This is a genomic window from Streptomyces cellostaticus (assembly GCF_023630175.1).
In the GTDB taxonomy this organism is placed as follows: domain Bacteria; phylum Actinomycetota; class Actinomycetes; order Streptomycetales; family Streptomycetaceae; genus Streptomyces; species Streptomyces cellostaticus_A.
This window is the reverse complement of record NZ_JALLIN010000022.1, coordinates 68,376-89,196: the sequence shown is the minus strand read 5'-3', so window position 1 is coordinate 89,196 and position 20,821 is coordinate 68,376. Positions and strand designations below refer to the sequence as shown.

Genomic DNA, 20,821 nt, shown 5'->3' with positions numbered 1-20,821 from the left:
TAGCATCCCCGCGTCTGCGACCTTGGTCCACTCGGCTCGGGCGCTGCGCTGGGACCGGCTTCTCGACCCGAAGTCGGCCGAGTCGTTCCGAGCGGTTGTGTCACGGATTCCCCCCATGTCCGTCCACTGATGGCTGCAGGCTACACATAGGAAAGGTATCCATGTTTCGAGACGCACTCGTTTGGTGCCTGGGCGCGGTGGCGGTCATCGCCGTCGCCGCGGCACTCGCGCTCAGTCGTCGCAACAAGGCCATCGCCGCGAAGAAGCGCCTGGCCGAAGCCGAACTCACCCGGCAACTGAGCGCGGCAGACGGTCAACTGGCAGCTTTAAGCGCAGAGTTGCAGCGACACAGGGCCGAGCACGACCAGACTATCGCGGACGCCGAAGAGGCGGCCGAGGAAAGCACGAAGGCCGTCCTGAAGGGATCGGCACGCTTTCTGCAGAGCCTTGCCGCGGAACAGCTCGCACTGCTCGAGGAAATCCAGCGCAAATACGGCGGTCATTCCGTGCTGGGCGACCTGCTGGAAGTCAGTCACGCCAATGCGCAGATGGCACGCAAGGCACAGGGCATCGCCGTGATGTGCGGTGCGCCGCTGGGCCGCCGCAACAGGCCCGCGAGCGTTTATGACGTGGTGCGCAGCGCGCAGGGACAGATTCGAAACTTCCGGCGCGTCGAAATCATGCAGCAGACCGGTTTTGCATTGAAGGCGTCCGCCGTTTCCCCGGTCGCACTCGCGGTCGCCGAACTGCTCGACAACGCTGCCAGCTTTTCCCAGCAGGGCTCGCCGATCGAGGTCAATTTCCAGCGGGTGCAGAAGAATCTGTGCATCGTCATCGACGACGCGGGTGTCGGTATGAACGACGAGGACCGGCAGAAGGCCTCCACACTGCTCTCCGGTGACTTCAGCCCGCGGCTCTCGCACCTCGGGAACCAGCCCAAGTTCGGTTTTCCGGTGATCGGCCTGCTCGCGCGGCAGTACGGATTCCGGGTGGACGTGACCGGCGTCTCCCGCTACGGCGGTGTGCGGGCGGTCGTCCTGCTGCCGGAGGAACTGTGGACCGAGGAGGAGCCGGCGGTGCCCGAGGAGCCCCAGGTCAGCGGGATACGTGGCAGCGTGGGCCGGCCGGAGGTGGTGGCCCGCACCGCGCACGGCCTGCCCCGGCGGGGTGCCCGTCAGGTACCCATCGCGAGCGTTCCCGATCAGGCCGGCGCGTCGCCCGCCCCGGCGTCGGAGGACGCCGGACGAGCCGTCGGCCGGAGCCTGGGAGCCTTCCAGCGCGGCACGCTCTCGGGTCGCAATCTCGCCTCGGCGCCGTCCGAAGGGTCCGATGACGCATGACCAGCGACCTGTCGTGGATGCTAGAGGACATCGTGCACAACGTGCCGAAGGCACGCCACGCCGTCCTGCTCTCCTCGGACGGCCTGCCCCGCGGCGCGACCGACGGCATGGAGCAGAAGGACGTGCGGACGATCTCCGCCGCCATGGCGGGCATGCAGTCGCTCAGCCGGGCGACCTCCCACTTCGCCGGGCCCGGGACGGACAGGCAGTGGAACCAGACGATCATCGAGTTCTCGCACGGCTGGATCTTCCTGATCGGCGCCGGCCAGGGTGCCTACCTCGCCGCGGCCGCCGCCCCCGACGTCGACATGCAGCAGATCTCCTTCCGTATGCACCGGCTCGTCGCCCGGCTCGGCAACAACCTCACTTCGCCGCCGCGCGTGCACGCGGAGAGCGGCGACGGGCCTTCCGGCGGGACCCAGCAGGTACCGGTGGGCGGCACGGGGATCCCGATCGCGGACCTCGACGCGGCGGTAGGCGAGGTGCAAGGCGCCCGTCACGCCGTCCTGTTGGGTCACGACGGCCTGCCGCGCGGCGCCACCACGGGCATGAGCCAGGACCTGGCCGACACCATCTCGGCCGCGATGACGGGTATCCACGCCTACAGCAGGGCCACCTCGCAGTTCGCCGGGCCGGAACAGGCGGCGCGATGGCGGCAGACGGTCATCGAGTTCCAGCACGGCTGGATCTTCCTGATCTCGGCCGGGCAGGGCGCCTTCCTGGCGGCGGCCGCCGAACACGATGCCGATATCGAGGAGTTCACCACCCGTCTGCATCAGGCGGTGCCCCGGCTGAACGGATATCTGGCACCCCGTGGGGAGGCGAGCCGTACGTGATTGACGAGCCGCACGAGGAACTCGAACTGACCTCGGCATTAGTCCCGCTCTTCGTGATCACGAACGGGCGGGCCCTGCCACCGGACAATACCTACGAGCGCACCACGCTGGTGTCCGCGCAAGAGGGTGCCGCCGCTTCGGCGCGCACCCTTTCACCGGAGGCGCGCCGGGTCCTGGAACTCGTGACGGAGGGCTTTCTCTCCGTGGCCGAAGTGGCCGCCCACACGCATCTGCCGCTGGGGATCGTGCGGATTCTCCTGGCGCAGATGGAGGAGAGCGGCCACATCATCGCGCGCAAGCCGGTTCCACCCGCCGAACGCGTCGACCGCGAAGTGCTCAACGCCGTACTCGACGGCCTCAAAGCCCGATTCGGAGCGTGATTCGTGTACCTGGATTCAGGTGTTCTCACCGCGGTCAAGATCCTCGTGGTGGGGCACTTCGGGGTCGGGAAGACCACGTGCATCGGGAGCATCTCCGAGATCGAGCCCCTGCGGACCGAGGAGGAGATCACCGAGGCCAGCGTCGGATTTGACGACCTGTCGGGAACCCCGGACAAGACCACCACGACGGTCGCCATGGACTTCGGCCGCCTGACCATCAGCGACGAGGTGGTGCTCTACCTCTTCGGCACGCCGGGTCAGGAGCGCTTCAAGGAGATGTGGGAGGAGCTGTCCCGCGGCGCGCTCGGCGCACTCGTCCTCGTCGACCCCGAGCGGCTCTCGGACTCCTTCCCCGTCCTCGACCTGGTCGAGCGGTTCGGGCTCACGTACGCCATCGGCGTCAACCACTTCGACGGCACGACCGACTACCCGCTCGCGGAGATCCGCGAGGCGCTGAACCTGTCCGAGCGCACCCCCGTCGTCGCCTGCGACGTACGCGACCAGCAGTCGTCGGCACAGGCCCTGATCACCCTCGTCCACCACCTTCTGTCCCTTCTCGACTAGGAGCCACCCCCACATGCAGCAGCCTCCCGGCATCCAGGGGCCACCGCCCGGCTGCCCCGCGCACGGCAACGTCCCGCTCTACGGACCCGAGTTCGGCTCCGATCCGGACGCCCACTACGAACAACTGCGCCGTCTCGGCCCAAGCGCGCCGGTGGACATCGCCCCGGGAGTGGAGGTCGAGCTGGTCACCAGCTACGACGCCGCCCTGTACATCCTGCAGAACCCGGCCTCGTTCGTCCGGGACTCCCGCCGCTGGCGGGCGCTGAACGAGGGACGCGTGCCCTCGGACAGCCCGGCCCTGCCCATGATGGGGTACCGGCCCAACGCGCTGTTCAGCGACGGTGCGGCGCACGCCCGGCTGCGCCAGGCGGTCACGGACAGCCTGGCCGGTGTCAACGAACTCCAACTGGTGCGGCAGACCCAGCAGTCGGCCGACTACCTGATCAGCCGGTTCAGTTCGGACCGCCTCGGGCAGGCCGAGCTGATGGCCGAGTACGCCCAGCCGCTGCCGCTGCTGGTCTTCAGCGACCTGTTCGGGTGCCCGCCGGAGATCGGTGACCGTGTCATCGTCGGCATCAGCGGCATCTTCGACGGCACGGCCGGCGCGGACCAGGTGCTGGGCGAAGCGCTCGGCGAGCTGATCGCGCTGAAGCGGCGCCGGCCCGGCAACGACCTGACGACCCGTCTCATGGAGCACTCGGCGCAGCTCACCGACGAGGAGGTGCTGCACCAGCTCGTGACCCTGCTGTCCGGTGGCACCGCTCCGCTGTCGGCGACGATAGGCAGCGCCGGGGCCCTGATCCTCGGCGAGGACTGGCAGGTCGGACTGCCGGTCGAGGACGCCGTCACCCAGGTGCTGTGGAACTACGCGCCGATCGCCAACTACGCCGCCCACTACCCCACCCACGACGTGGAGTTGGGCGCCAGGACCATCCGGGCCAACGACCCGGTGGTGATCTCCTTCGCCGCGGCCAACACCGACCCCCGGCTGGCCGAGCACCGCGAACAGCTCAGCGCCAAGGCCCATCTGGCCTTCGGGGCGGGGCCGCACGCCTGCCCGGCCAAGGACCCGGCGTTCGTGATCGCGGTCACCGCCGTCGAGTCGCTGCTCAACCGGCTGCCCGACGTCGAGGTCCGGGTTCCCTTCAAGGACCTGAACTGGGTGCCCGCCCCGTGGAGCCGTTCCCTGGTGAATCTGCCGGTCCGGTTCACGCCGCGCAGCGTGACGCCCGCCCAGTCGCCGCAGCCGCAGCCGGCCGCGAGCGGCGCGCACCAGGTCCCGGGCCCGTCGCCGCGGTCCGCGGCACCGACCGCGCCCAAGGCGAAGCCCGGTCTGTTCAGCCGGTTCCTGGCGTGGACCAGGGGTGAGTGACGTAGGCAACTCGCACCGCGCATAGTCATCTTGTATGTATCAGCCATCGGTGGGGTATGCATGGCGCGCCCGATGCTGACGATCAAGAAGGGACCGTCGTGGAGATCGCGACAACTCCGCCCGCCGACAGACGCTTCGCCGTCTCGCTCTTCTCCCGGCTGCGGACGGCGAAAGGTCAGGCGAACCCCTTTCCGATCTATGCCGAGCTTCGGGCGAGGGGCGGAGTGGTCGCGGCACCCTGGGGGGGTCATCTCGTCACCGGCTTCGGCCTGTGCGACCAGGTCCTGCGCAGCCGCGAGTGGCTGGAACCCGACACGCGCTGGCGGGAGCAGCAGGGAGACGGGACGCGCTGGACGGCGCCCTCCTCCAGGGAGATGAGCAAGACGCTGCCCGCGCTCAACGCCCCGGACCACACCTGGGTGCGCCGGTCGGCCGGCATGTTCGACCGCACCTCCCTGGAGGAACTGCGCGGGACGGTGGAACAGATCACCGGTGGACTCCTCGACACCCTCGCCGAGCGGCTGCGCGACGGCGAGGCGGACTTCAACGCCCTGGTGGGCGAGGAGCTGCCGGTGGCCACCATCGGCCACTGGCTGGGGTTGCCGGCCGCGGACTTCCCCCGGCTGCGGGACCTGACCCACGACCAGGTCTTCACCCAGGAACTCCTCCCCTCGGCCAGCCAGTTGGCCCTGTCCGACGCCGCCACGGCCGAACTGCGCGACTACTTCACCGAGTTGGTGCGCGACCGGCGGGCGCATCCCGGTGACGACCCCGTGTCCCGCTGGCTCGCGGTGTGGGACGGCATGGAGAGCGACCGCGACAAGGCCGACGAAGCGGTCTACCACCTGGCCCTGTTCTTCCTGCTGGCGGCCCTGGAGACCACGTCCACGCTGCTGTCCACGACGGCCCTGCTGCTACTGGAGCACCCGCGGCAGTGGGACCGGCTCACCGTCAGTCCCGAGCTCGTCCCCGCGGCCGTCGAGGAGTCGCTGCGCTACGACCCGCCCACGCACGTCATCAGCCGCGTTGCCTCCCGGGACTGCGTACTCGGCGGCACCGAGGTGCGCCGGGACGACATGGTCCACCTCATGGTGGGCGCGGCCAACCGCGACCCGGCCCGGCACCCGGACCCGGAGCTGTTCAACCTGCACCGCAAACCGGGACACCTGTCCTTCAGTGGCGGCGTCCACTACTGCCTCGGGGCGCCGCTGGCCCGCCTCGAGGCCCAGACCCTGCTCCACCAACTGGTCCGGCGCCTGCCCGGACTGACCCTCGTACGCCGGCCGTCATGGGCACCGCGCGTGGCCTTCCGGCGCCTGCTGAACCTGGACGTCGCCCTGTCATGACCGAGATCGTCAACCCCTCCCCCGCCGGCGTGTTCCACGGCAAGGCGCTGGCCGCCGAGCAGGACGGGCCGGTCCTGCGGGTCCGGCTCAACCCCGGGGGGCGGGACAGCACGCTGACCGTGGCCGCCCTCGACGACCTCGCCGGGCTGCTCCACGGCCTGCACGACCGCCCCGACGTACGCGTGCTGGTGCTGTCGGCCGAAGGCGACGACTTCTGTCTGGGCGCCGACCGGAACGAGTACCAGGAGGCGCTGGCGGAGGACCCGACCGGGGCTGTCATGCGCCGGATCGCGGACAAGGCCCACCGGGTGTGCGACGCCCTGGAGAACACCCACGCCGTCACCATCGCCCGGCTGCACGGCAGGGTCATCGGCGCCGGCCTCGCGCTCGCCTCGTTCTGCGACCTGCGCGCGGGCGCCGACACCTGCCGGTTCCGCATGCCCGAGATCGGCGTGGGACTCCCGCCGGCCTGGGGCGGTGCGATGGGCCGCCTCATCGTGGAGGGCGGTGCCGCGCGGATCCGTGAACTCATGCTCACCTGCGACGTCTTCGACGCCGCCACCGCGCATCGGCTCGGTCTGCTGCACAAGGTCGCCCCGCCCGGCGAACTGGACGCCGCCGTCCAGGCGTGGGTGAGGCCGCTCGTCCGGCGCCCGCCGGAGGCCGTCACCCTCACCAAGCGCATGCTCGCGGGCCACTCGCGGGCCGCCCGCACCGCCGACGTCGCACTGCTCGACGCGCACCTGCTGACCGCGGAGCTGGGCCGGCCGCGGCGGGCGGGACGGCACACCTAGTGCCGTGACCGGGAAGGTCTGCCGGACGCCGCGAGCCGGTGAACCTTCCCGGTCACGGCACCAGGGCCGCTCACCGCGGTCGGGCCGGGTTCCGGTGGCCGCCGGACACCCCGCTGCCGCGACCGGCGACCGGAAGGGCCTGCCGGGCGGCACGCGGAAGCGGGCCGTGCCGCCGGTGGCACGGCCCGCTTCGGGCAGGAGCGGAGGACTGCCCCGAGGGTGTCAGCGCACCGAGTTCAGCTTGTCGAGGGCCTTGGTGAGACCGTTGGCCCACAGTTGGTTGACGCGTGACCGCTCGGTGGAGTTGGGGTAGCGGTTGGTGCAGGACGGGCCGGGGCCGCCGCCCGACATCAGCTCGCTGCAGGGCCCGCTGTAGTGGTCCGGCAGCCCCAGCACGTGGCCGGTCTCGTGCGCGGCGACGCGGATCGAGTCGTACCGCCGGTTCTGCGCGTAGTCGAGGAAGATGTAGCCCCTGCCGTGGCCGTTGGTGGAGGCGTACGAGCCGCGGGAGTCGTTGCCCTCGTAGTACGAGAAGTCCGCGCTGCCCGAGGTGGACGCCAGCTTGACGTTGCTCACGGAACTGTTCCAGATCGAGGCGGCGCTCGATATCTGGGAGCGGAAGGTCGGCGCCTGGGTGGCGTTGTAGTACACGGTCACCGACCGCAGATTCGGGTGCGCCGCCTGCTTCTTCGCGACCGAGTCCAGCACGGCCTCGAAGAACGCCTTGTTGTTCGCCGCCTCGTGGTCCGAGCCGGTGTAGCCGGCCCGGACGGTGGCGGTGGAGCCGGTGGTCGGGGTGCCGGTCCGGGCGCTCGCCGGGATCGCGCCGCCCAGGGCGGCGAGTGTCACGCCCAGGCCGAGCGCCAGCAGTCTCCTGGAGGCCTTCGCGGACATGGAGGGCCTACGGGTCGACGTCATGTGGGGGGCTCCTACTCGTTCGTGTGGGGTGGTGAACGATCGGTCGCCCATGAGTCTGGGCCAGCCCGGGGGCCGTGCGGATGATGGCAACTGGGGATAGCGCCCGGCTATCAGGGCGACTCGTGCTGTTCCGTTGGCGTTTGAACATCTGGCGCCTCATCAGGCTCACCCCATACGCTCCGCGCATGGAGCTCGAGGTGAGGCACTTACGCGTGCTGTGCGCCATCGCCGACGCCGGCAGCCTGCACAAGGCGGCTCGTGAACTGGGCATGGCCCAGCCCTCGCTGAGCACTCAGCTGCGCCGAATCGAGCAGTTGCTGGGCGGGCGGCTCTTCACCCGCGACCGTACGGGCAGCCGCCCCACGCCGCTGGGGCACGTCGTGGTCAGCCGCGCCCGGCCGGTGGTCGCCGAACTCACCGCGATCGTGACCGAGACCCGGGCCGCGGCCGCCCGCGCGGCGGGCGGTCCCCGGCTGCGCATCGGCGCCACGGCCAGCCGGGCGATTCCGGGCTGGCTCAGCCGGCTGCGCGCCCGCGTTCCACCCGTCGAGCCCAGCCTGCAGATGGACGTGTCCGCGAACGCCCTGCTGCGGCAGGTCGCCGAGGGCAGGCTGGACCTGGCGTTCGTGCACGAGGTCGAGGGCAGCCCGCTGCGCGTCCCGGAGGGGCTGAGTCTGCGGGTCCTGATGGAGCGCGAACCCCAGTTCGTCACCATGTCCGCCGACCACCCCGCGGCGGCCCGGCGCGAGGTCCGTCTGTCGGACCTCGCGGACGACCGCTGGATGGTGGACGCCACCGTCGACGGCGAGTGGGACGGAGTGTGCCGGGTGCTGCGCGCCGCCGGGATCGAGCCCGACCTGCTGCACGGCGACTACCTCACGGCCTACTTCCTGGCCGCCATCGGCGAGGTGGTCACGGTCAGCCAGCCGACCGCGCTCCCGCCCCGCTCCGACCTGGTCATCCGGCCCCTGCACGGTGACCCGATAGGAGTACGGCTGCTGCTCGCGGCCCGGACGGCTGACGAACTCGGCCTCGGCTGGCGGGAGTTGGAGGAGGCCTACTGGGAGGCGGCCCGGCAGGCGCCGGCGTACCAGGGGTGGCTGGCGCGCGACGCCGCCGCCGGGCGGTCCACGCAGCCACTGCGTGCGGTGGGCGCCTGAGGAGCCACGGCTTCCGGGCGCGCCGGAGCCGGGGCACCCCGGCCGGCCGCGGCGGTCGCCGCGGTCCTCGGCGCGGGCCCCCGGCGGGTCCCGCGCCGGCCGGCGGAACCGACACGGCCGGCCGGATGCGAGGGGCCCGGCGCGGTCAGTGGGCGGACCCCAGGGACCGGGTCGTGTAGGCGCATTCGGTGTAGACGTAGCCGGACCGCAGCCGGGCGGTGTCGGAGGCGGGCGTGGCGGTGCTGCCGCCGTGCGGCTTGTGCACGAAGTACGTGGTGCCGACCGGCAGGCTGAGGGTGCGCTGCGGGTAGTGCCGGCCGCTGTCGGCGCAGGGCTTGAAGCCGGTCAGGAGCGTGCTGGAGAGCGGGTACGCCTTGCAGCCGCCGCATCCCTTGAGGGTGAAGCTGCCGGTGACCGGCCCGGTGTACAGGACGGTGACGTCGTCGGGGCTGTCGTTCTTGACCGTGACGGAGATGCTGCCGCCGGAGGCGGTCGTGGGCAGCCTCTTCCCCGCGGCGGGCAGCGTCCGCGCGACCTCGGCACCGATGGCTATCTTCTTGGCGCGCTCGAGGTTCCCGCCGTGCTCGTTGTCGTCGACGTAGCTCTCCATCGTCTTCTGCGCCGCGTCGAAGTCGCCGTCCTCGAACTGGTCGACGCCGCAGGAGTACTGCCCGGCGTTCCCGCTGCGGCCCGCCCGGCCGGCGGTCCCGTCGAGGGCGTCCGCCGCGTCCGCCGCGCCGGCCGCGCTCCGCGCGAGATCGGTGATCCGGCTGCTGAGGCTGTTCAACCGCTCGACGGCGGCGCAGGGGTCGCCGCCGTGGACGCCCTTCTCGGCCCTGCGCACCGCCGCGTCCACGGCCGGCGCCACCCTGGCCGCGGGGGCGGAACGCGGAAAGGTGGTCAGCAGGTCGCCGAAGCGCGCCGCCCAGTCCTGCGCACCGCTCGTCAGCCCTGCCGAGCCGCACTCGAACAGCGAGGTGGCGAGGCGGCCGTCCGGCCACCGCGCCAGCGAGCCGAGCTGCCGCTCCGGCATGCCGCGGGGCACCGTGCGCAGGTAGGTGAGCGGCTCGACGGCCGCGCAGTAGTCCTGGTGGCCGTAGGCCGCGCCGACCGTCGTGTAGTAGGTCCGCATGCGGTCGGGGACCTGGTCGGCCGCGCGGGAACCGGGGTGCTCCACGGCGAGGTCGCGGTAGACGTCCAGGGCGGTCCGGTAGTCGGACCGGGCGGTGGCGAAGGGGTGCCGGCCGGCCGCCGTCACCAGGTGGTCGGCCCGTTCGAGACGGTCCAGGAGCGCCTGCTGCACGGCCTCCTCCCGGGCGTCCTGGTACCAGAGGGCGCCGCCCGCCGGGACGGCGAGAAGCAGCACGGCGAGCAGCAGGGCGAGGGGCGCGCCGGCCGGTCCGGTGAGCCGGGTGCGCAGTCCGGCGACCGCGCCGTGCACGGCCGCGAGCAGCAGCACCACGCCGTAGAGGGCGAGGGCGGCTCCCGGGACGCCGTCCGCGTCGGCGGGCAGGGCGACGAACAGCAGGGCCGCGGTCGCCACCCAGCAGCCGGCCATCGTCAGCCATCGCCGGACCAGTGCGTACCCGAGGCCGAGGCCGCTCAGGTTGAGCACCGCGACGGCGGTCGCGCGCAGGCCGTCCGGCGGTGCGGGCGGCGGTGCCTGGGGCATGGGCGGTACGGCGAATCCAGGTTCCGGGCCGTACGGATCTCCGGACATGGCGGCTCCCCCCGTCAACTGTCCCCACATGTCTGCGGATGGGCAGTGTAGGGCCGCTGGGCGGGGCCCGACAGAGGGGGTCCGGGACCGGCGCCCGGCCGGGGCGCGGGCCGGGGGGCGGGTCCGGGTGGGCGGCTGTGGTCGCCCTGGGCGCGCACGGCGGGGGCGGCCGCGGGGCGCGGGCCGGAGGCGGCCGGCGCCGCCGGGGCGACGGGGATGCCGGCCTCACCGGGGGTACCGGGGATGCGCAGGACCGCCGGCCACGACGCCGCAGCCGGCACCGGTGCCGATCTCGGCCCCGAGGAACGGCGAGGACGTACGGATCCGGCGACGTGATGCCCGGTCGGGCCGTCGGAGCGGCCGGCGGCCCCGGGCACCGGGACACTGGGGGAAAGCGGCCGGCGAGCGGGGCAGGGAGGCGAGCGTGGTGATCGCCGTCAATCCGACGGACAGCGCCTCGCTGCTCGCTGCCTTCGGGGCGCTGGGTGTCCTGGCGGTGATCTTCGCCGAGTCGGGTCTGCTCGTCGTGGGGTTCTTCCTGCCCGGTGACACGCTGCTGTTCCCCGCCGGAGTGCTGTGCGCCGCGGGCGACGGGCAGCCGCCGCGGCTGGAGCTGTGGCAGGTGATGCTCTGCGCGGCCGTCGGCTCCGTGGTGGGCGGCCAGGTGGGCTACCTGCTCGGGCGGCACGGCGGGCGGCCCCTGCTGGAACGTTCCTCGAACCGGCGGGTGCAGCAGAGCACGGCACGGGCGGAGCGGCTTCTGGCCAGGTACGGGTACGGCAAGGCGCTGGTGATCGGCCGCTTCGTCCCGATGCTGCGCACCGTGCTGCATCCGGCGGCCGGGGCGCTGGGGGTGCCGATACGGGCGTTCACCTTCTGGCAGACGGTGGGCGGGCTGCTCTGGTCCCAGAGCCTGGTGCTCGCCGGATACCTCCTGGGTTCGTCGGTCTCGCACGTCGACGACTACCTGCTGCCGCTGGTCACCGTCATCGTCGCGCTCTCGCTGCTGCCGCTGCTGGCGGAGGCCCGCCGGACGCGCCGCCTGCGGCGCGACCAGGAACGCCGCCGGGACGGCTGAGCCTCGGCCGAGGCGGCCGAGCCCGGACCGGGGCCGCGGCGGCCGGCCCGCGGGACGGCGCGGGACCGGCGTTCGACGCCACGCGGAATCCAGCCGTCGCCCGACCGGCCCAACGCGGCTCGGCCGGAGGGGCGAGGTCCGGTGAGGGGTGTTTCCGTGGTGGAAGGGATGGGCCGGTGCACCTGTGACAAGGAGGCGGTATGCCGGAGTCCGGCGACGTTGACGGCGTGGCGGGTGTCGCCCTCATGGGCGGCGACACCCGGGACGGCGGTTCCGGCGACGCCTTCGCGCGGGTGAGCGGTGTCGCCGACGCCGTCCTGTACGAGGGCTACCTGCTCTACCCCTACCGCCGCTCCTCGGCGAAGAACCGCGTCCGGTGGCAGTTCGGGGTGCTGCTGCCCCGTGACTGGGTGGAGGCGGACGGCCCCGTCGTCCCGGGCGTCTCCGGTTCCGCCGACTCCTGGTACCAGCGCACCGAGTGCCTGGTGCGGGTGCGGCGTCCCGGTGCGGTCGTACGGGTGCGGGTGCGGTACCTGCAGATGCAGCACAAGCAGGTGCGGGCGGCGGCCGCGGACGGCTGGGACCGCCCGGTCGAGTCACTGCGTACGGACGACGGGCGGGACCACCTCACCTTCGACGAGGCGGTGCCGCACGAGGTCGATCTCGCGTGGCCGCTGGCGGATCTGCTGCGCGGCGAGTGCGGTGCCGCGACCGGGGCGCCGGCCGCCGAGGAGACCGAGCCGCTGCCCGGCGGTGCCGGGCGGGTGGTGCGACGGCGCCAGGAGGTCCGGGCCCGCACCACCGTCATGGCCGAGCGCCTCACCGACGACGTGTACCGGCTGCGCGTGCGCACCGAGAACACCGGGCGGGCACCGGACGTCCGGGCCGTACGCGGCGAGGCGCTGCGCCACGCGCTGCTCGCCGCGCACACCCTGATCGGCGGGGCGGACCTGGAGTTCGTGTCGCTCGTCGATCCGCCCGCCGACCTGGAGGAGCAGGCCCGCGGCTGCGTCAACGCGTTCACCTACCCGGTGCTGGGGGGCGCGCCCGAGGACACGGGTCGGGCCGGACCGGTCGTGCTGTCCTGTCCGATCATCCTCCCGGACCGCCCGCAGGTGGCGCCGGAGAGCCCGGGCGATCTGCACGACGCGGCGGAGATCGACGAGATCCTGACCTTGCGCACGATGCTGCTGACCGACGACGAGAAGGCCGAGGCCCGGGCCACCGACCCGCGTGCCGCCCGGATCCTGGACCGCGTCGACAGCATGCCCCCCGAGGTCTTCGCCAAGCTGCACGGCGCCATCCGATCCCTCACCCCGGTGCGCCCGTCCCCGCCCGGAGCCCTCGTGGACCGGCCCGCCTGGTGGCAGGAGGGCGCCGACGACGGGCTGTCCCCGGCCACCGACACGGTCGTCGTCGACGGTGTCGACGTCGGCGGCGGCAGCCCGGTGCGGCTGCGGCCGCGTGGCCGGGGCGCCGACGCCCAGGACATGTTCCTGTCCGGCCGGACGGCGCGGGTGGCGGCGGTCTTCCACGACGTGGACGGCAGCACGCACCTCGCGGTGACCGTGGACGACGATCCCGCGGCCGAACTCCACGGCTGGTACGGCCGTTTCCACTACTTCCGGCCCGACGAGGTCGAACCACTCGCCTCCGCGGACCCGGTCGCCCCACCCGGCCGCGGCTCCCGCGGTCCCCGCGCCCGGCCGGCCGGCCGGAGAAGGGACGGCTCGACGGACGGCGCGACGGACGCCTCCGAGACGCCGGCGCAGGCCGCCGGCCGACTCCCCGACCGACTGCAGCAAAGGCCGACGACATGAGCAGCCACAGCGGTACCACCCACGTCAGCCGCGAGCCCGGCGGGGCCGGAGCACGCGACGGGATCGACGAGATCCACATCCTCTGGATCTCGGAGGGGATGAGCTGCGACGGCGACACCGTCTCCCTGACGGCCGCCGACCAGCCCTCGATCGAGGACGTCGTCCTCGGTCTCATCCCGGGCCTGCCCAAGGTCAACCTGGTCAACAAGGTGCTCTCGCCCAGCCTGGGCGGCGAGGACTTCCTGGCGCCCTACCGGGCGGCGGCCCGCGGCGAGCTGGCCCCGTTCATCCTGGTGATCGAGGGCTCCATCCCGAACCAGAACATCATCGACGGCGACGGCTACTGGACGTCGTTCGGCAACGACCCGGAGACCGGGGAACCGCAGACCCTGAACTGGTGGATCGACCAACTGGCGCCCAAGGCCTGGGCGGTGGTGGCCGCCGGAACCTGCGCGACCTACGGCGGCATCCACGCGATGGCCGGCAACCCGACCGGCTGCATGGGCCTCGCCGACTACCTGGGCTGGGAGTTCACTTCACAGGCCGGGCTGCCGGTGGTCAACGTGCCCGGCTGCCCCATCCAGCCGGAGAACTTCATGGAGACCCTGATCTGGGTGCTCCAGCACGCCGCCGGTACCGCTCCCCCGCCCCCGCTGGACCACATGCTGCGTCCGCAGTGGCTGTTCGGCAAGACGGTGCACGAGGGCTGCGACCGGGGCTCGTACTACGAGCAGGCCGACTTCGGACTCGACTACAACTCCCCCAAGTGCCTCGTGAAGACGGGCTGCTGGGGACCGGTGGTCAACTGCAACGTGCCCAAGCGCGGCTGGATGGCGGGGATCGGCGGCTGCCCCAACGTCGGCGGCATCTGCATCGGGTGCACGATGCCCGGCTTCCCCGACGCCTTCATGCCGTTCATGGACGAGCCGCCCGGCGGCACTCTGTCGTCCATGGTCATCAAGCCCTACGGGGCGGTCATCCGCCGGCTGCGCGGCCTGACCAACGACATGGTGAACCACGAGCCCAGGTGGCGTCACAACAAGCGGAAGCTCACCAGCGGTTACGACCCGCGCTACCGCCCGTGACCGCCGTGGTCCCGTACGTCTCCGTCCCGCAATCCCCCACCGAACCGCCGATCCCGAACAGCGAGGGGCAGTACCGCAGATGACCACCACCGAGTCCCGGCAGACACAGCGCAAACCCGCCCAGATCGTGGACATGTCCTGGGATCCGATCACCCGGATCATCGGCAACCTCGGCATCTACACGAAGATCGACTTCGCGAACCAGGAAGTCGTGGAATGCCACAGCACCTCGTCGCTGTTCCGCGGCTACTCGGTGTTCATGAAGGGCAAGGACCCGCGCGACGCGGGCTTCATCACCTCGCGCATCTGCGGCATCTGCGGCGACAACCACACCACCTGCTCCAACTACGCGCAGCAGATGGCGTACGGCGTGAAGCCGCCGAAGCTGGCCGAGCACATCACCAACCTCGGCGAGGCGGCCGAGTACATGTTCGACCACACGATCTTCCAGGACAACCTGGTGTTCGTGGACTTCTGCGAGGCGATGGTCAAGGCCACCAACCCCGGAGTGCTGGCCCGTGCCGAACGGACCGACGCTCCCCGAGGCGACATCCACGGCTACCGGACCATCGCCGACATCATGAAGGCCTTCAACCCCTTCGAGGGCGAGGTCTACAAGGAGGCGCTGAAGGTCAGCCGGGTCACCCGGGAGATGTTCTGCCTGATGGAGGGGCGCCATGTGCACCCCTCCACGCTCTACCCGGGCGGCGTCGGCACGATGCCACAGCCGAACACCTTCACCGACTACCTCAGCCGGCTCATGCACGTCATCGACTTCGTGAAGAAGGCGGTGGCGATGAACGACGACGTCTTCGACTTCTTCTACGAGGCGCTGCCCGGCTACGAGGAGGTCGGCAAGCGCCGCATCCTGCTCGGCTGCTGGGGCGCCTGGCAGAACCCGGACGTCGTCGACTACCGGTACGAGAACATGGACCGGTGGGGCAAGGCGATGTACGTCACCCCCGGCATCGTCGTGGACGGCAAGCTCGTCACCAACAACCTGGTCGACATCAACCTCGGCCTGCGCATCATGCTGGGCAGTTCCTTCTACGAGGACTGGGTCAACGAGCAGCCGTTCGTCACCCACGACCCGCTCGGCAACCCCGTCGACATGCGCCACCCGTGGAACCAGACCACCGTCCCCGTGCCGCAGAAGCGGGACTTCGACGGCAACTACAGCTGGGTGATGAGCCCGCGCTGGTACCACCGGGACAGCGGCGAGCACCTCGCCCTGGACACCGGCGGCGGCCCCCTGGCACGCCTGTGGTCGACCGCGCTGAGCGGCCTGGTCGACACGCCCTACGTCAAGTCCACCGGCAACAGCGTGCGGATCTCGCTGCCCAAGGGCGAGTCGCTGCCGGAGACCACACTGGAGTGGCACATCCCCAAGTGGAGCAACACCATCGAACGCGACCGTGCCCGGCCGTACTTCGTGGCCTACGCCGCCGCCATGGCCCTGCAGTTCCTGGAGGAGGCCATGGGCATGCTGCGCAGCGGCGACACCAAGGTCTTCGAGAACTTCGAGGTGCCGGACGACGCGATCGGCTGCGGCTTCCACGAGGCGGTCCGCGGTGTCCTCTCGCACCACCTGGTGATCCGCGACAAGAAGATCGCCAACTACCACCCCTATCCGCCCACCCCCTGGAACGCCAGCCCCCGCGACATCTACGGCACCCCCGGGCCGTACGAGGACGCCGTGCAGGGCCAGCCCATCTTCGAGGAGAACGGGCCGGACGACTTCAAGGGCGTCGACATCATGCGCACCGTGCGCAGCTTCGACCCCTGTCTGCCGTGCGGCGTCCACATGTACATGGGCAAGGGCAGGACCCTGACCACCGTGCACTCCCCGACGTACGGGGCCAATCATGGCTGAGTCCGCCGTCCGGCTCCCGGACCCGGCGGTGGAGGCACGGCTCGCCCGGCTCGACGAGTTGCTGGCGGGGCTGGAGTCCGCGCCGGGCCCGGCCGCCCGCGAGGCGCTGGAGTCGGTGCGGCTGCTGACCGAGGTGTACGGCGAGGCGCTGGCCCGGGTCGTGGACGTGGCGGACGAGCGGCTGAGCGAGCGGCTGGCCGGGGACGAGCTGCTGGGACACCTGCTGGTGCTGCACCGCGTCCACCCCGAGCCGGCCGAGCGCCGGGCCGCCCGCGCGGTCGAGAGGCTGCGCCCGGCGGTGCGCGAGCGCGGCGGCGACCTGGAGTGGGCCGGCATCGAGGGTCGGGTGGCCCGGGTGCGGGTGAGCGGCGGGGGCGGGTGCGGCTCCGGATGCGGCGGCGGGTCCGCCGACGTCACCGAGGTGGTCCGGGCGGCTGTGCTGGCCGCCGCTCCGGAGCTGACGGCGGTGGAGCCGGTGACCGAGGAGCGGCGGGCGGCTCCCGCGTTCGTACCGCTGGGCTCGATCAGGCGCCGGGCCGCGGCAGAGGAGGCCCGGTGACCGCCGAGGGAGCGCTGGCCCGTGTCATCCGCTCGGCCGCGGGCCGGGCGGCGGCCGAGGCCGAGGTGTGCGAGCTGTGCGCGGCTCCGGTGGCCGAGACCCACCCGCATCTCTACGACACCGCGGACGCGGACGTGCGGTGCGTGTGCGGCCCCTGCTCGGTGCTCTTCGCCGGGGACGGGGCGGGCGACGGCCGCTACCGGCTGGTGCCGCGGCGCAGGCTGCGGCTGCCGCCGGTCGACACGGCGGTGCTGGGCGTGCCGGTGGGCCTGGTGTTCTTCGTGCCGCGCTCCGACGGCACGGTCACCGCGCAGGGCCCGAGCCCGGCCGGGGCCATGCGGTGGGAGGTGGACGCGGCGGCCTGGCGGCGGCTGGCCGGCGAGTGTGCGCCGCTCGCCGGGATGGCACCCGATGTGGAGGCGCTGCTGGTGAACACGGCACGCGGCTGCGAGCAACACTGGATCGTGCCGGTCGACGACTGCTTCCGGATGGTCGCCCTGGTCCGCCGCGAGTGGCGGGGCCTGTCCGGTGGCGGCCGGGTCTGGCCGGCCGTGGAACGGTTCTTCGCGGAGCTCACCGAGCGACGCTGAGGACCTGGAAGGAGAGAAAAGATGGGCAGCATCCGAGTGGGCCGCGCCCAGGCGAGGCCCGACACGCCCAGCCATGTGCCCGGTCTTCACCAGGGCAACAGCGGCCCGCGCGACCGACAGTCCGGATTCCACGCGGACGGCACCTCCGACGCCCGCCGCTCCACCGGGATCCATTCGAAGCGGCATGACGCCCTGATCGACGCCATGCCGAACATCTCACCGGGATGAGAGGGCGGAAAGTGACCAAACGCTGTGCAAGGGCAAGGACGACGAAGAGGTCGGTGACGACCGGACGGCAGGTGCTGCTCGCGCAGGCCGCCCTGGTGGGCGGCGTGGTGGCCGCCCTGTTCCTCAAGGAGCTGCCCGGCCTGCTGCGGGAGGTGCGGATCTACCGGATGACCGGTGGGCTCCGCGCCCACCGCCGGTACCCCTGAGTCCGCCGCATGCACGAGCTGTCGATCGCGACCGCGATCGTGGAGCAGGCGGAGGAGATCGCCCGGGCGGACGGCGTCGACGGTGTGTCGGCGGTGACCGTCCGGGTCGGGGAACTGGCCGGTGTGGTGCCGGACGCGCTGCGGTTCGCCTTCGAGGTGGCCCGGGACGGTACGGCACTGGCCGGGGCCCGGCTCGTCGTCGAGCAGGTGACGGCACAGGCCTGGTGCGGCGGGTGCGCCGAGGAGTTCGCGGTGGGCATGCCGCCGTTCTTCTGGTGCCCGCGCTGCGACCGTCCCACGCGGGAACTGCGCAGCGGACGGGAACTGGAGATCACGGATGTCGAGGCGGTGCCGGCCCCGCGCTGAGCGCGGGGCCGTTCCCGCCGCCGGGACGGTCCGGGGGCCGCTTCAGCAGATGCGCGGCAGTTGCTCGCCCAGCGGCAGGTCGAGCACCCGGGTGCCGCCGAGACCGGTGGCGACGACGACCATGCCGGGATGCTCCTCGACGCACTCGCCGATGACGGTCGCCCCGGTGCCGTGCGGGTGGGCGCGCATCGCCGCGAGGACGGCCTCGGCCCGGTCCCGGGGCACGAAGGCGACGAGCCGTCCCTCGTTGGCGACGTAGAGCGGGTCGAGCCCGAGGAAGCCGCAGGCGTTCGCGACCTCGTCGGGCACGGGCAGGGCGCGTTCACGCAGCCGTACGCCGGTGCCGGAGGCGCGGGCGATCTCGTTGAGCGAGGCGCCGAGCCCGCCCCGGGTGGGGTCGCGCAGGACGTGGACGTCCTTGGTGACCGCCAGCATGGCCGCCACCAGACCGGCCAGCGGCGCGGTGTCGGAGGCGATCTCCACACCGAACTCAAGGCCCTCGCGCACACTCATGATCGCCACGCCGTGCAGCCCGATCGGCCCGCTGACGATGACCACGTCACCGGGCCGGGCACGCTGCGGGCGGATGTCGACCCCGTCGGGGACGAGGCCGACACCGGCGGTGGTGACGTAGACGCCGTCACCGTGTCCGGACTCCACCACCTTGGTGTCGCCGGTGGCGACGGTGACCGCGGCCGCCTCGGCCGCCGAGCCGATGGCGCGGGCGATCCGTCCGACGACGGCCAGTTCCACGCCCTCCTCCAGGACGAAGGCCGTGGAGAGGTAGGCCGGCCGGGCGCCGCTCATGGCCAGGTCGTTGACGGTGCCGTTGACGGCGAGGTCGCCGAGGCAGCCGCCGGGGAAGAACAGCGGCCGTACGACGTAGGAGTCGGTGGAGAAGGCGAGGCGCGCGCCGCCGAGGTCGAAGACGGCGGAGTCGGCCATCGTGGCGAGCGTGGGGTTGCCGTAGGCGGGGGTGAAGACCTGGTCGATCAGCTCGGCGGACAGCGCGCCGCCGCCGCCGTGGCCCATGACCACGAGCGGCTGGTCGCGCAGGGGGGCGGGGCAGGTCCAGTTCGCGGGGTCGACGGGCGTTCCGGCGGCATCGGCGGGCGCCTTCGTGGCGTCGCGGGCCGCTTCGGTGGCGAGGTCAGCCAACGGGGTTCATCTCCTCCTGCGGAATGCGGGCTCCCCGGGGTGCCGGGGAGCCGCTCATCCGGCGGTACAGGTAGTAGGCCGCGCAGGCCCCCTCGCTGGAGACCATGGTGGCGCCGAGCGGGGTGCGCGGGGTGCAGGCCCCGCCGAACGCCTCGCACTCGGTCGGCTTGATCAGGCCCTGCAGGACCTCGCCGGCGCGGCAGACGGCGGGTTCCTCGGTGCGGATGTCCGCGACGTCGAAGCGGTGCTCGGCGTCGTGGTCGCGGAAGGCCTCGCCGAGCCGCCAGCCACTGGCCGGGATGAGGCCGATGCCGCGCCAGTTGCGGTCGGTGACCTCGAACACCTCCTCGATCATCCGCCGGGCCGCCGGGTTGCCCTCGTCGCGCACGGCCCGGGCGTAGGCGTTGTCCACCCGGTGCTCGCCGCGTTCGAGCCGGTGCACGGCGCGGCGGATGCCCTCGAGGATGTCGAGCGGTTCGAAGCCGGTGACCACGACGGGCACCCGGTGCCTGTCGGCCAGTTCCGGGTACTCGGCGGTGCCCATCACACTGCAGACGTGCCCGGCGGCGAGGAAGCCCTGCACCCGGCAGGCGGGGGCGCTCATGATGGCGTCGATCGCCGGGGGGACCCGGACGTGCGAGACCAGCAGGCTGAAGTTGGCCAGGCCCAGCCGGCGTGCCTGGTGGACGGCCATGGCGTTGGCGGGGGCGGTGGTCTCGAAGCCGATCGCGAAGAACACGACCTGCCGGGCGGGGTTCCTGCGGGCGAGCTCCAGGGCGTCGAGCGGTGAGTACACCACCCGCACGTCACCGCCCTCGCTCTTGACCCGGAACAGGTCGCGGTCGGTGCCGGGCACCCGCAGCATGTCGCCGAAGGAGCAGAAGATGACGTCGGGGCGGGCGGCGATCTCCAGCGCCTTGTCGATGACGTCGAGCGGTGTGACGCACACGGGGCAGCCGGGACCGTGGATCAGCTCCACCTGCTCCGGCAGGAGCTGGTCGATGCCGTGCCGGATGATGGAGTGCGTCTGGCCGCCGCAGACCTCCATCAGCGCCCAGGGACGGGTGGCCGTGGCCCGGATCTCGTCCAGCAGCCGGCGGGCCAGGGCGGGGTCGTTGAACTCGTCGATGTACTTCACCGGACCTCGCTCCCGCTCTCCTGCCGGGCCGCCTGTTCCCAGGCGTCACCGAACTCCTCATCGAGCAGACCGAGTTGCTCGAAGAGCTCCAGGGAGGCCCGGGCCGACTCCTCGTCCAGGCGCTGCAGGGCGAAGCCGACGTGGACGATCACGTACTCCCCCACCCGTACCTCGGGCACGTACTCCAGGCACGCCTGTTTCTGCACTCCGCCGAAGTCGATCAGCCCGGTGAGCGGGTCGGCACTGTGGTCGATGGACACGACCTTGCCGGGCACTGCCAGACACATGGG

General features: G+C 72.2%; 22 protein-coding genes. 17 read left to right on the top strand and 5 right to left on the bottom strand.

The window, feature by feature from the left end; translation table 11 throughout:
* The first annotated feature begins 161 nt into the window (after positions 1-161).
* Genes MXD57_RS16105 through MXD57_RS16075 form a run of 7 tightly spaced genes read left to right on the top strand, consistent with a single transcriptional unit; the run spans position 162 to position 6,632 of the window.
* The gene (locus MXD57_RS16105; protein WP_250402128.1) at positions 162-1,340 is read left to right on the top strand and encodes an ATP-binding protein; all 1,179 of its coding nucleotides are present in this window, start codon (positions 162-164) and stop codon (positions 1,338-1,340) included.
* On the top strand, positions 1,337-2,176 hold the full coding sequence (locus MXD57_RS16100; protein WP_250402127.1) for a roadblock/LC7 domain-containing protein: 840 nt from the start codon (positions 1,337-1,339) through the stop codon (positions 2,174-2,176). The genes MXD57_RS16105 and MXD57_RS16100 overlap by 4 nt, the downstream gene beginning before the upstream one ends.
* Positions 2,173-2,556: a DUF742 domain-containing protein gene (locus MXD57_RS16095; protein WP_250402126.1), complete on the top strand. Its 384-nt coding sequence runs from the start codon at positions 2,173-2,175 to the stop codon at positions 2,554-2,556. Before MXD57_RS16100 ends, MXD57_RS16095 begins: the two co-directional genes overlap by 4 nt.
* A gap of 3 nt (positions 2,557-2,559) precedes the next feature.
* Positions 2,560-3,120: a GTP-binding protein gene (locus MXD57_RS16090; RefSeq protein ID WP_250402125.1), complete on the top strand. Its 561-nt coding sequence runs from the start codon at positions 2,560-2,562 to the stop codon at positions 3,118-3,120.
* Positions 3,121-3,133: 13 nt separating this feature from the next.
* Positions 3,134-4,492, top strand: coding sequence for a cytochrome P450 (locus MXD57_RS16085; RefSeq protein WP_250402124.1), 1,359 nt, complete (start codon positions 3,134-3,136; stop codon positions 4,490-4,492).
* A gap of 56 nt (positions 4,493-4,548) precedes the next feature.
* A complete protein-coding gene (locus tag MXD57_RS16080; protein WP_284505636.1) occupies positions 4,549-5,838 on the top strand; it encodes a cytochrome P450 in 1,290 nt (429 codons plus the stop codon).
* Positions 5,835-6,632 (top strand): enoyl-CoA hydratase/isomerase family protein, encoded by a 798-nt coding sequence (locus MXD57_RS16075; RefSeq protein WP_250402122.1) that lies wholly within the window; start codon positions 5,835-5,837, stop codon positions 6,630-6,632. The genes MXD57_RS16080 and MXD57_RS16075 overlap by 4 nt, the downstream gene beginning before the upstream one ends.
* 222 nt (positions 6,633-6,854) lie before the next feature.
* Here MXD57_RS16075 and snpA read toward each other — a convergent pair whose 3' ends face one another.
* Positions 6,855-7,550, bottom strand: a complete 696-nt coding sequence (gene snpA, locus MXD57_RS16070; RefSeq protein WP_250402121.1) for a snapalysin — start codon at positions 7,548-7,550, stop codon at positions 6,855-6,857.
* 185 nt (positions 7,551-7,735) lie between these two features.
* Between snpA and MXD57_RS16065 the strand changes: the two genes are divergently transcribed.
* Positions 7,736-8,710 (top strand): LysR family transcriptional regulator, encoded by a 975-nt coding sequence (locus MXD57_RS16065; protein WP_250402120.1) that lies wholly within the window; start codon positions 7,736-7,738, stop codon positions 8,708-8,710.
* Between the two features lie 145 nt (positions 8,711-8,855).
* Here the strand turns inward: MXD57_RS16065 and MXD57_RS16060 are convergent, their stop codons facing one another.
* Complete coding sequence (locus MXD57_RS16060) at positions 8,856-10,430, bottom strand: hypothetical protein (protein WP_250402119.1); 1,575 nt, start codon at positions 10,428-10,430, stop codon at positions 8,856-8,858.
* Between the two features lie 427 nt (positions 10,431-10,857).
* Here MXD57_RS16060 and MXD57_RS16055 point away from each other — a divergent pair, with 427 nt between their 5' ends.
* The 9 genes from MXD57_RS16055 (at position 10,858) to hypA (ending at position 18,235) form a co-directional block, all read left to right on the top strand.
* Complete coding sequence (locus tag MXD57_RS16055; protein ID WP_250402158.1) at positions 10,858-11,508, top strand: DedA family protein; 651 nt, start codon at positions 10,858-10,860, stop codon at positions 11,506-11,508.
* 200 nt (positions 11,509-11,708) lie between these two features.
* Entirely contained in the window at positions 11,709-13,328 is a 1,620-nt protein-coding gene (locus MXD57_RS16050) for a hypothetical protein (RefSeq protein WP_374114703.1), read from the top strand.
* Positions 13,325-14,413: a hydrogenase expression protein HypE gene (locus MXD57_RS16045; protein WP_250402118.1), complete on the top strand. Its 1,089-nt coding sequence runs from the start codon at positions 13,325-13,327 to the stop codon at positions 14,411-14,413. Before MXD57_RS16050 ends, MXD57_RS16045 begins: the two co-directional genes overlap by 4 nt.
* A 79-nt stretch (positions 14,414-14,492) precedes the next feature.
* Entirely contained in the window at positions 14,493-16,286 is a 1,794-nt protein-coding gene (locus MXD57_RS16040) for a nickel-dependent hydrogenase large subunit (protein ID WP_250402117.1), read from the top strand.
* Complete coding sequence (locus MXD57_RS16035; protein ID WP_250402116.1) at positions 16,279-16,845, top strand: NifU family protein; 567 nt, start codon at positions 16,279-16,281, stop codon at positions 16,843-16,845. Before MXD57_RS16040 ends, MXD57_RS16035 begins: the two co-directional genes overlap by 8 nt.
* A complete protein-coding gene (locus MXD57_RS16030) occupies positions 16,842-17,435 on the top strand; it encodes a DUF5947 family protein (RefSeq protein WP_250402115.1) in 594 nt (197 codons plus the stop codon). The genes MXD57_RS16035 and MXD57_RS16030 overlap by 4 nt, the downstream gene beginning before the upstream one ends.
* A gap of 21 nt (positions 17,436-17,456) precedes the next feature.
* Positions 17,457-17,663, top strand: a complete 207-nt coding sequence (locus MXD57_RS16025) for a hypothetical protein (RefSeq protein WP_250402114.1) — start codon at positions 17,457-17,459, stop codon at positions 17,661-17,663.
* A gap of 53 nt (positions 17,664-17,716) precedes the next feature.
* Positions 17,717-17,869 (top strand): hypothetical protein, encoded by a 153-nt coding sequence (locus MXD57_RS16020; RefSeq protein ID WP_250402113.1) that lies wholly within the window; start codon positions 17,717-17,719, stop codon positions 17,867-17,869.
* Between the two features lie 9 nt (positions 17,870-17,878).
* Positions 17,879-18,235 carry a hydrogenase maturation nickel metallochaperone HypA gene (gene hypA, locus MXD57_RS16015; RefSeq protein WP_250402112.1) on the top strand — a complete coding sequence of 119 codons (357 nt, stop codon included), beginning with the start codon at positions 17,879-17,881 and terminating at the stop codon, positions 18,233-18,235.
* A 42-nt stretch (positions 18,236-18,277) separates the two neighbouring features.
* Here the strand turns inward: hypA and hypE are convergent, their stop codons facing one another.
* The 3 genes from hypE to MXD57_RS16000 are packed head-to-tail and all read right to left on the bottom strand — an operon-like array spanning position 18,278 to position 20,818.
* A complete protein-coding gene (hypE, locus tag MXD57_RS16010; protein ID WP_374114702.1) occupies positions 18,278-19,393 on the bottom strand; it encodes a hydrogenase expression/formation protein HypE in 1,116 nt (371 codons plus the stop codon).
* The gene (gene hypD / locus MXD57_RS16005) at positions 19,386-20,531 is read right to left on the bottom strand and encodes a hydrogenase formation protein HypD (protein ID WP_250402111.1); all 1,146 of its coding nucleotides are present in this window, start codon (positions 20,529-20,531) and stop codon (positions 19,386-19,388) included. The genes hypE and hypD overlap by 8 nt, the downstream gene beginning before the upstream one ends.
* Entirely contained in the window at positions 20,528-20,818 is a 291-nt protein-coding gene (locus MXD57_RS16000) for a HypC/HybG/HupF family hydrogenase formation chaperone (RefSeq protein WP_250402110.1), read from the bottom strand. The genes hypD and MXD57_RS16000 overlap by 4 nt, the downstream gene beginning before the upstream one ends.
* Positions 20,819-20,821: the final 3 nt, after the last annotated feature.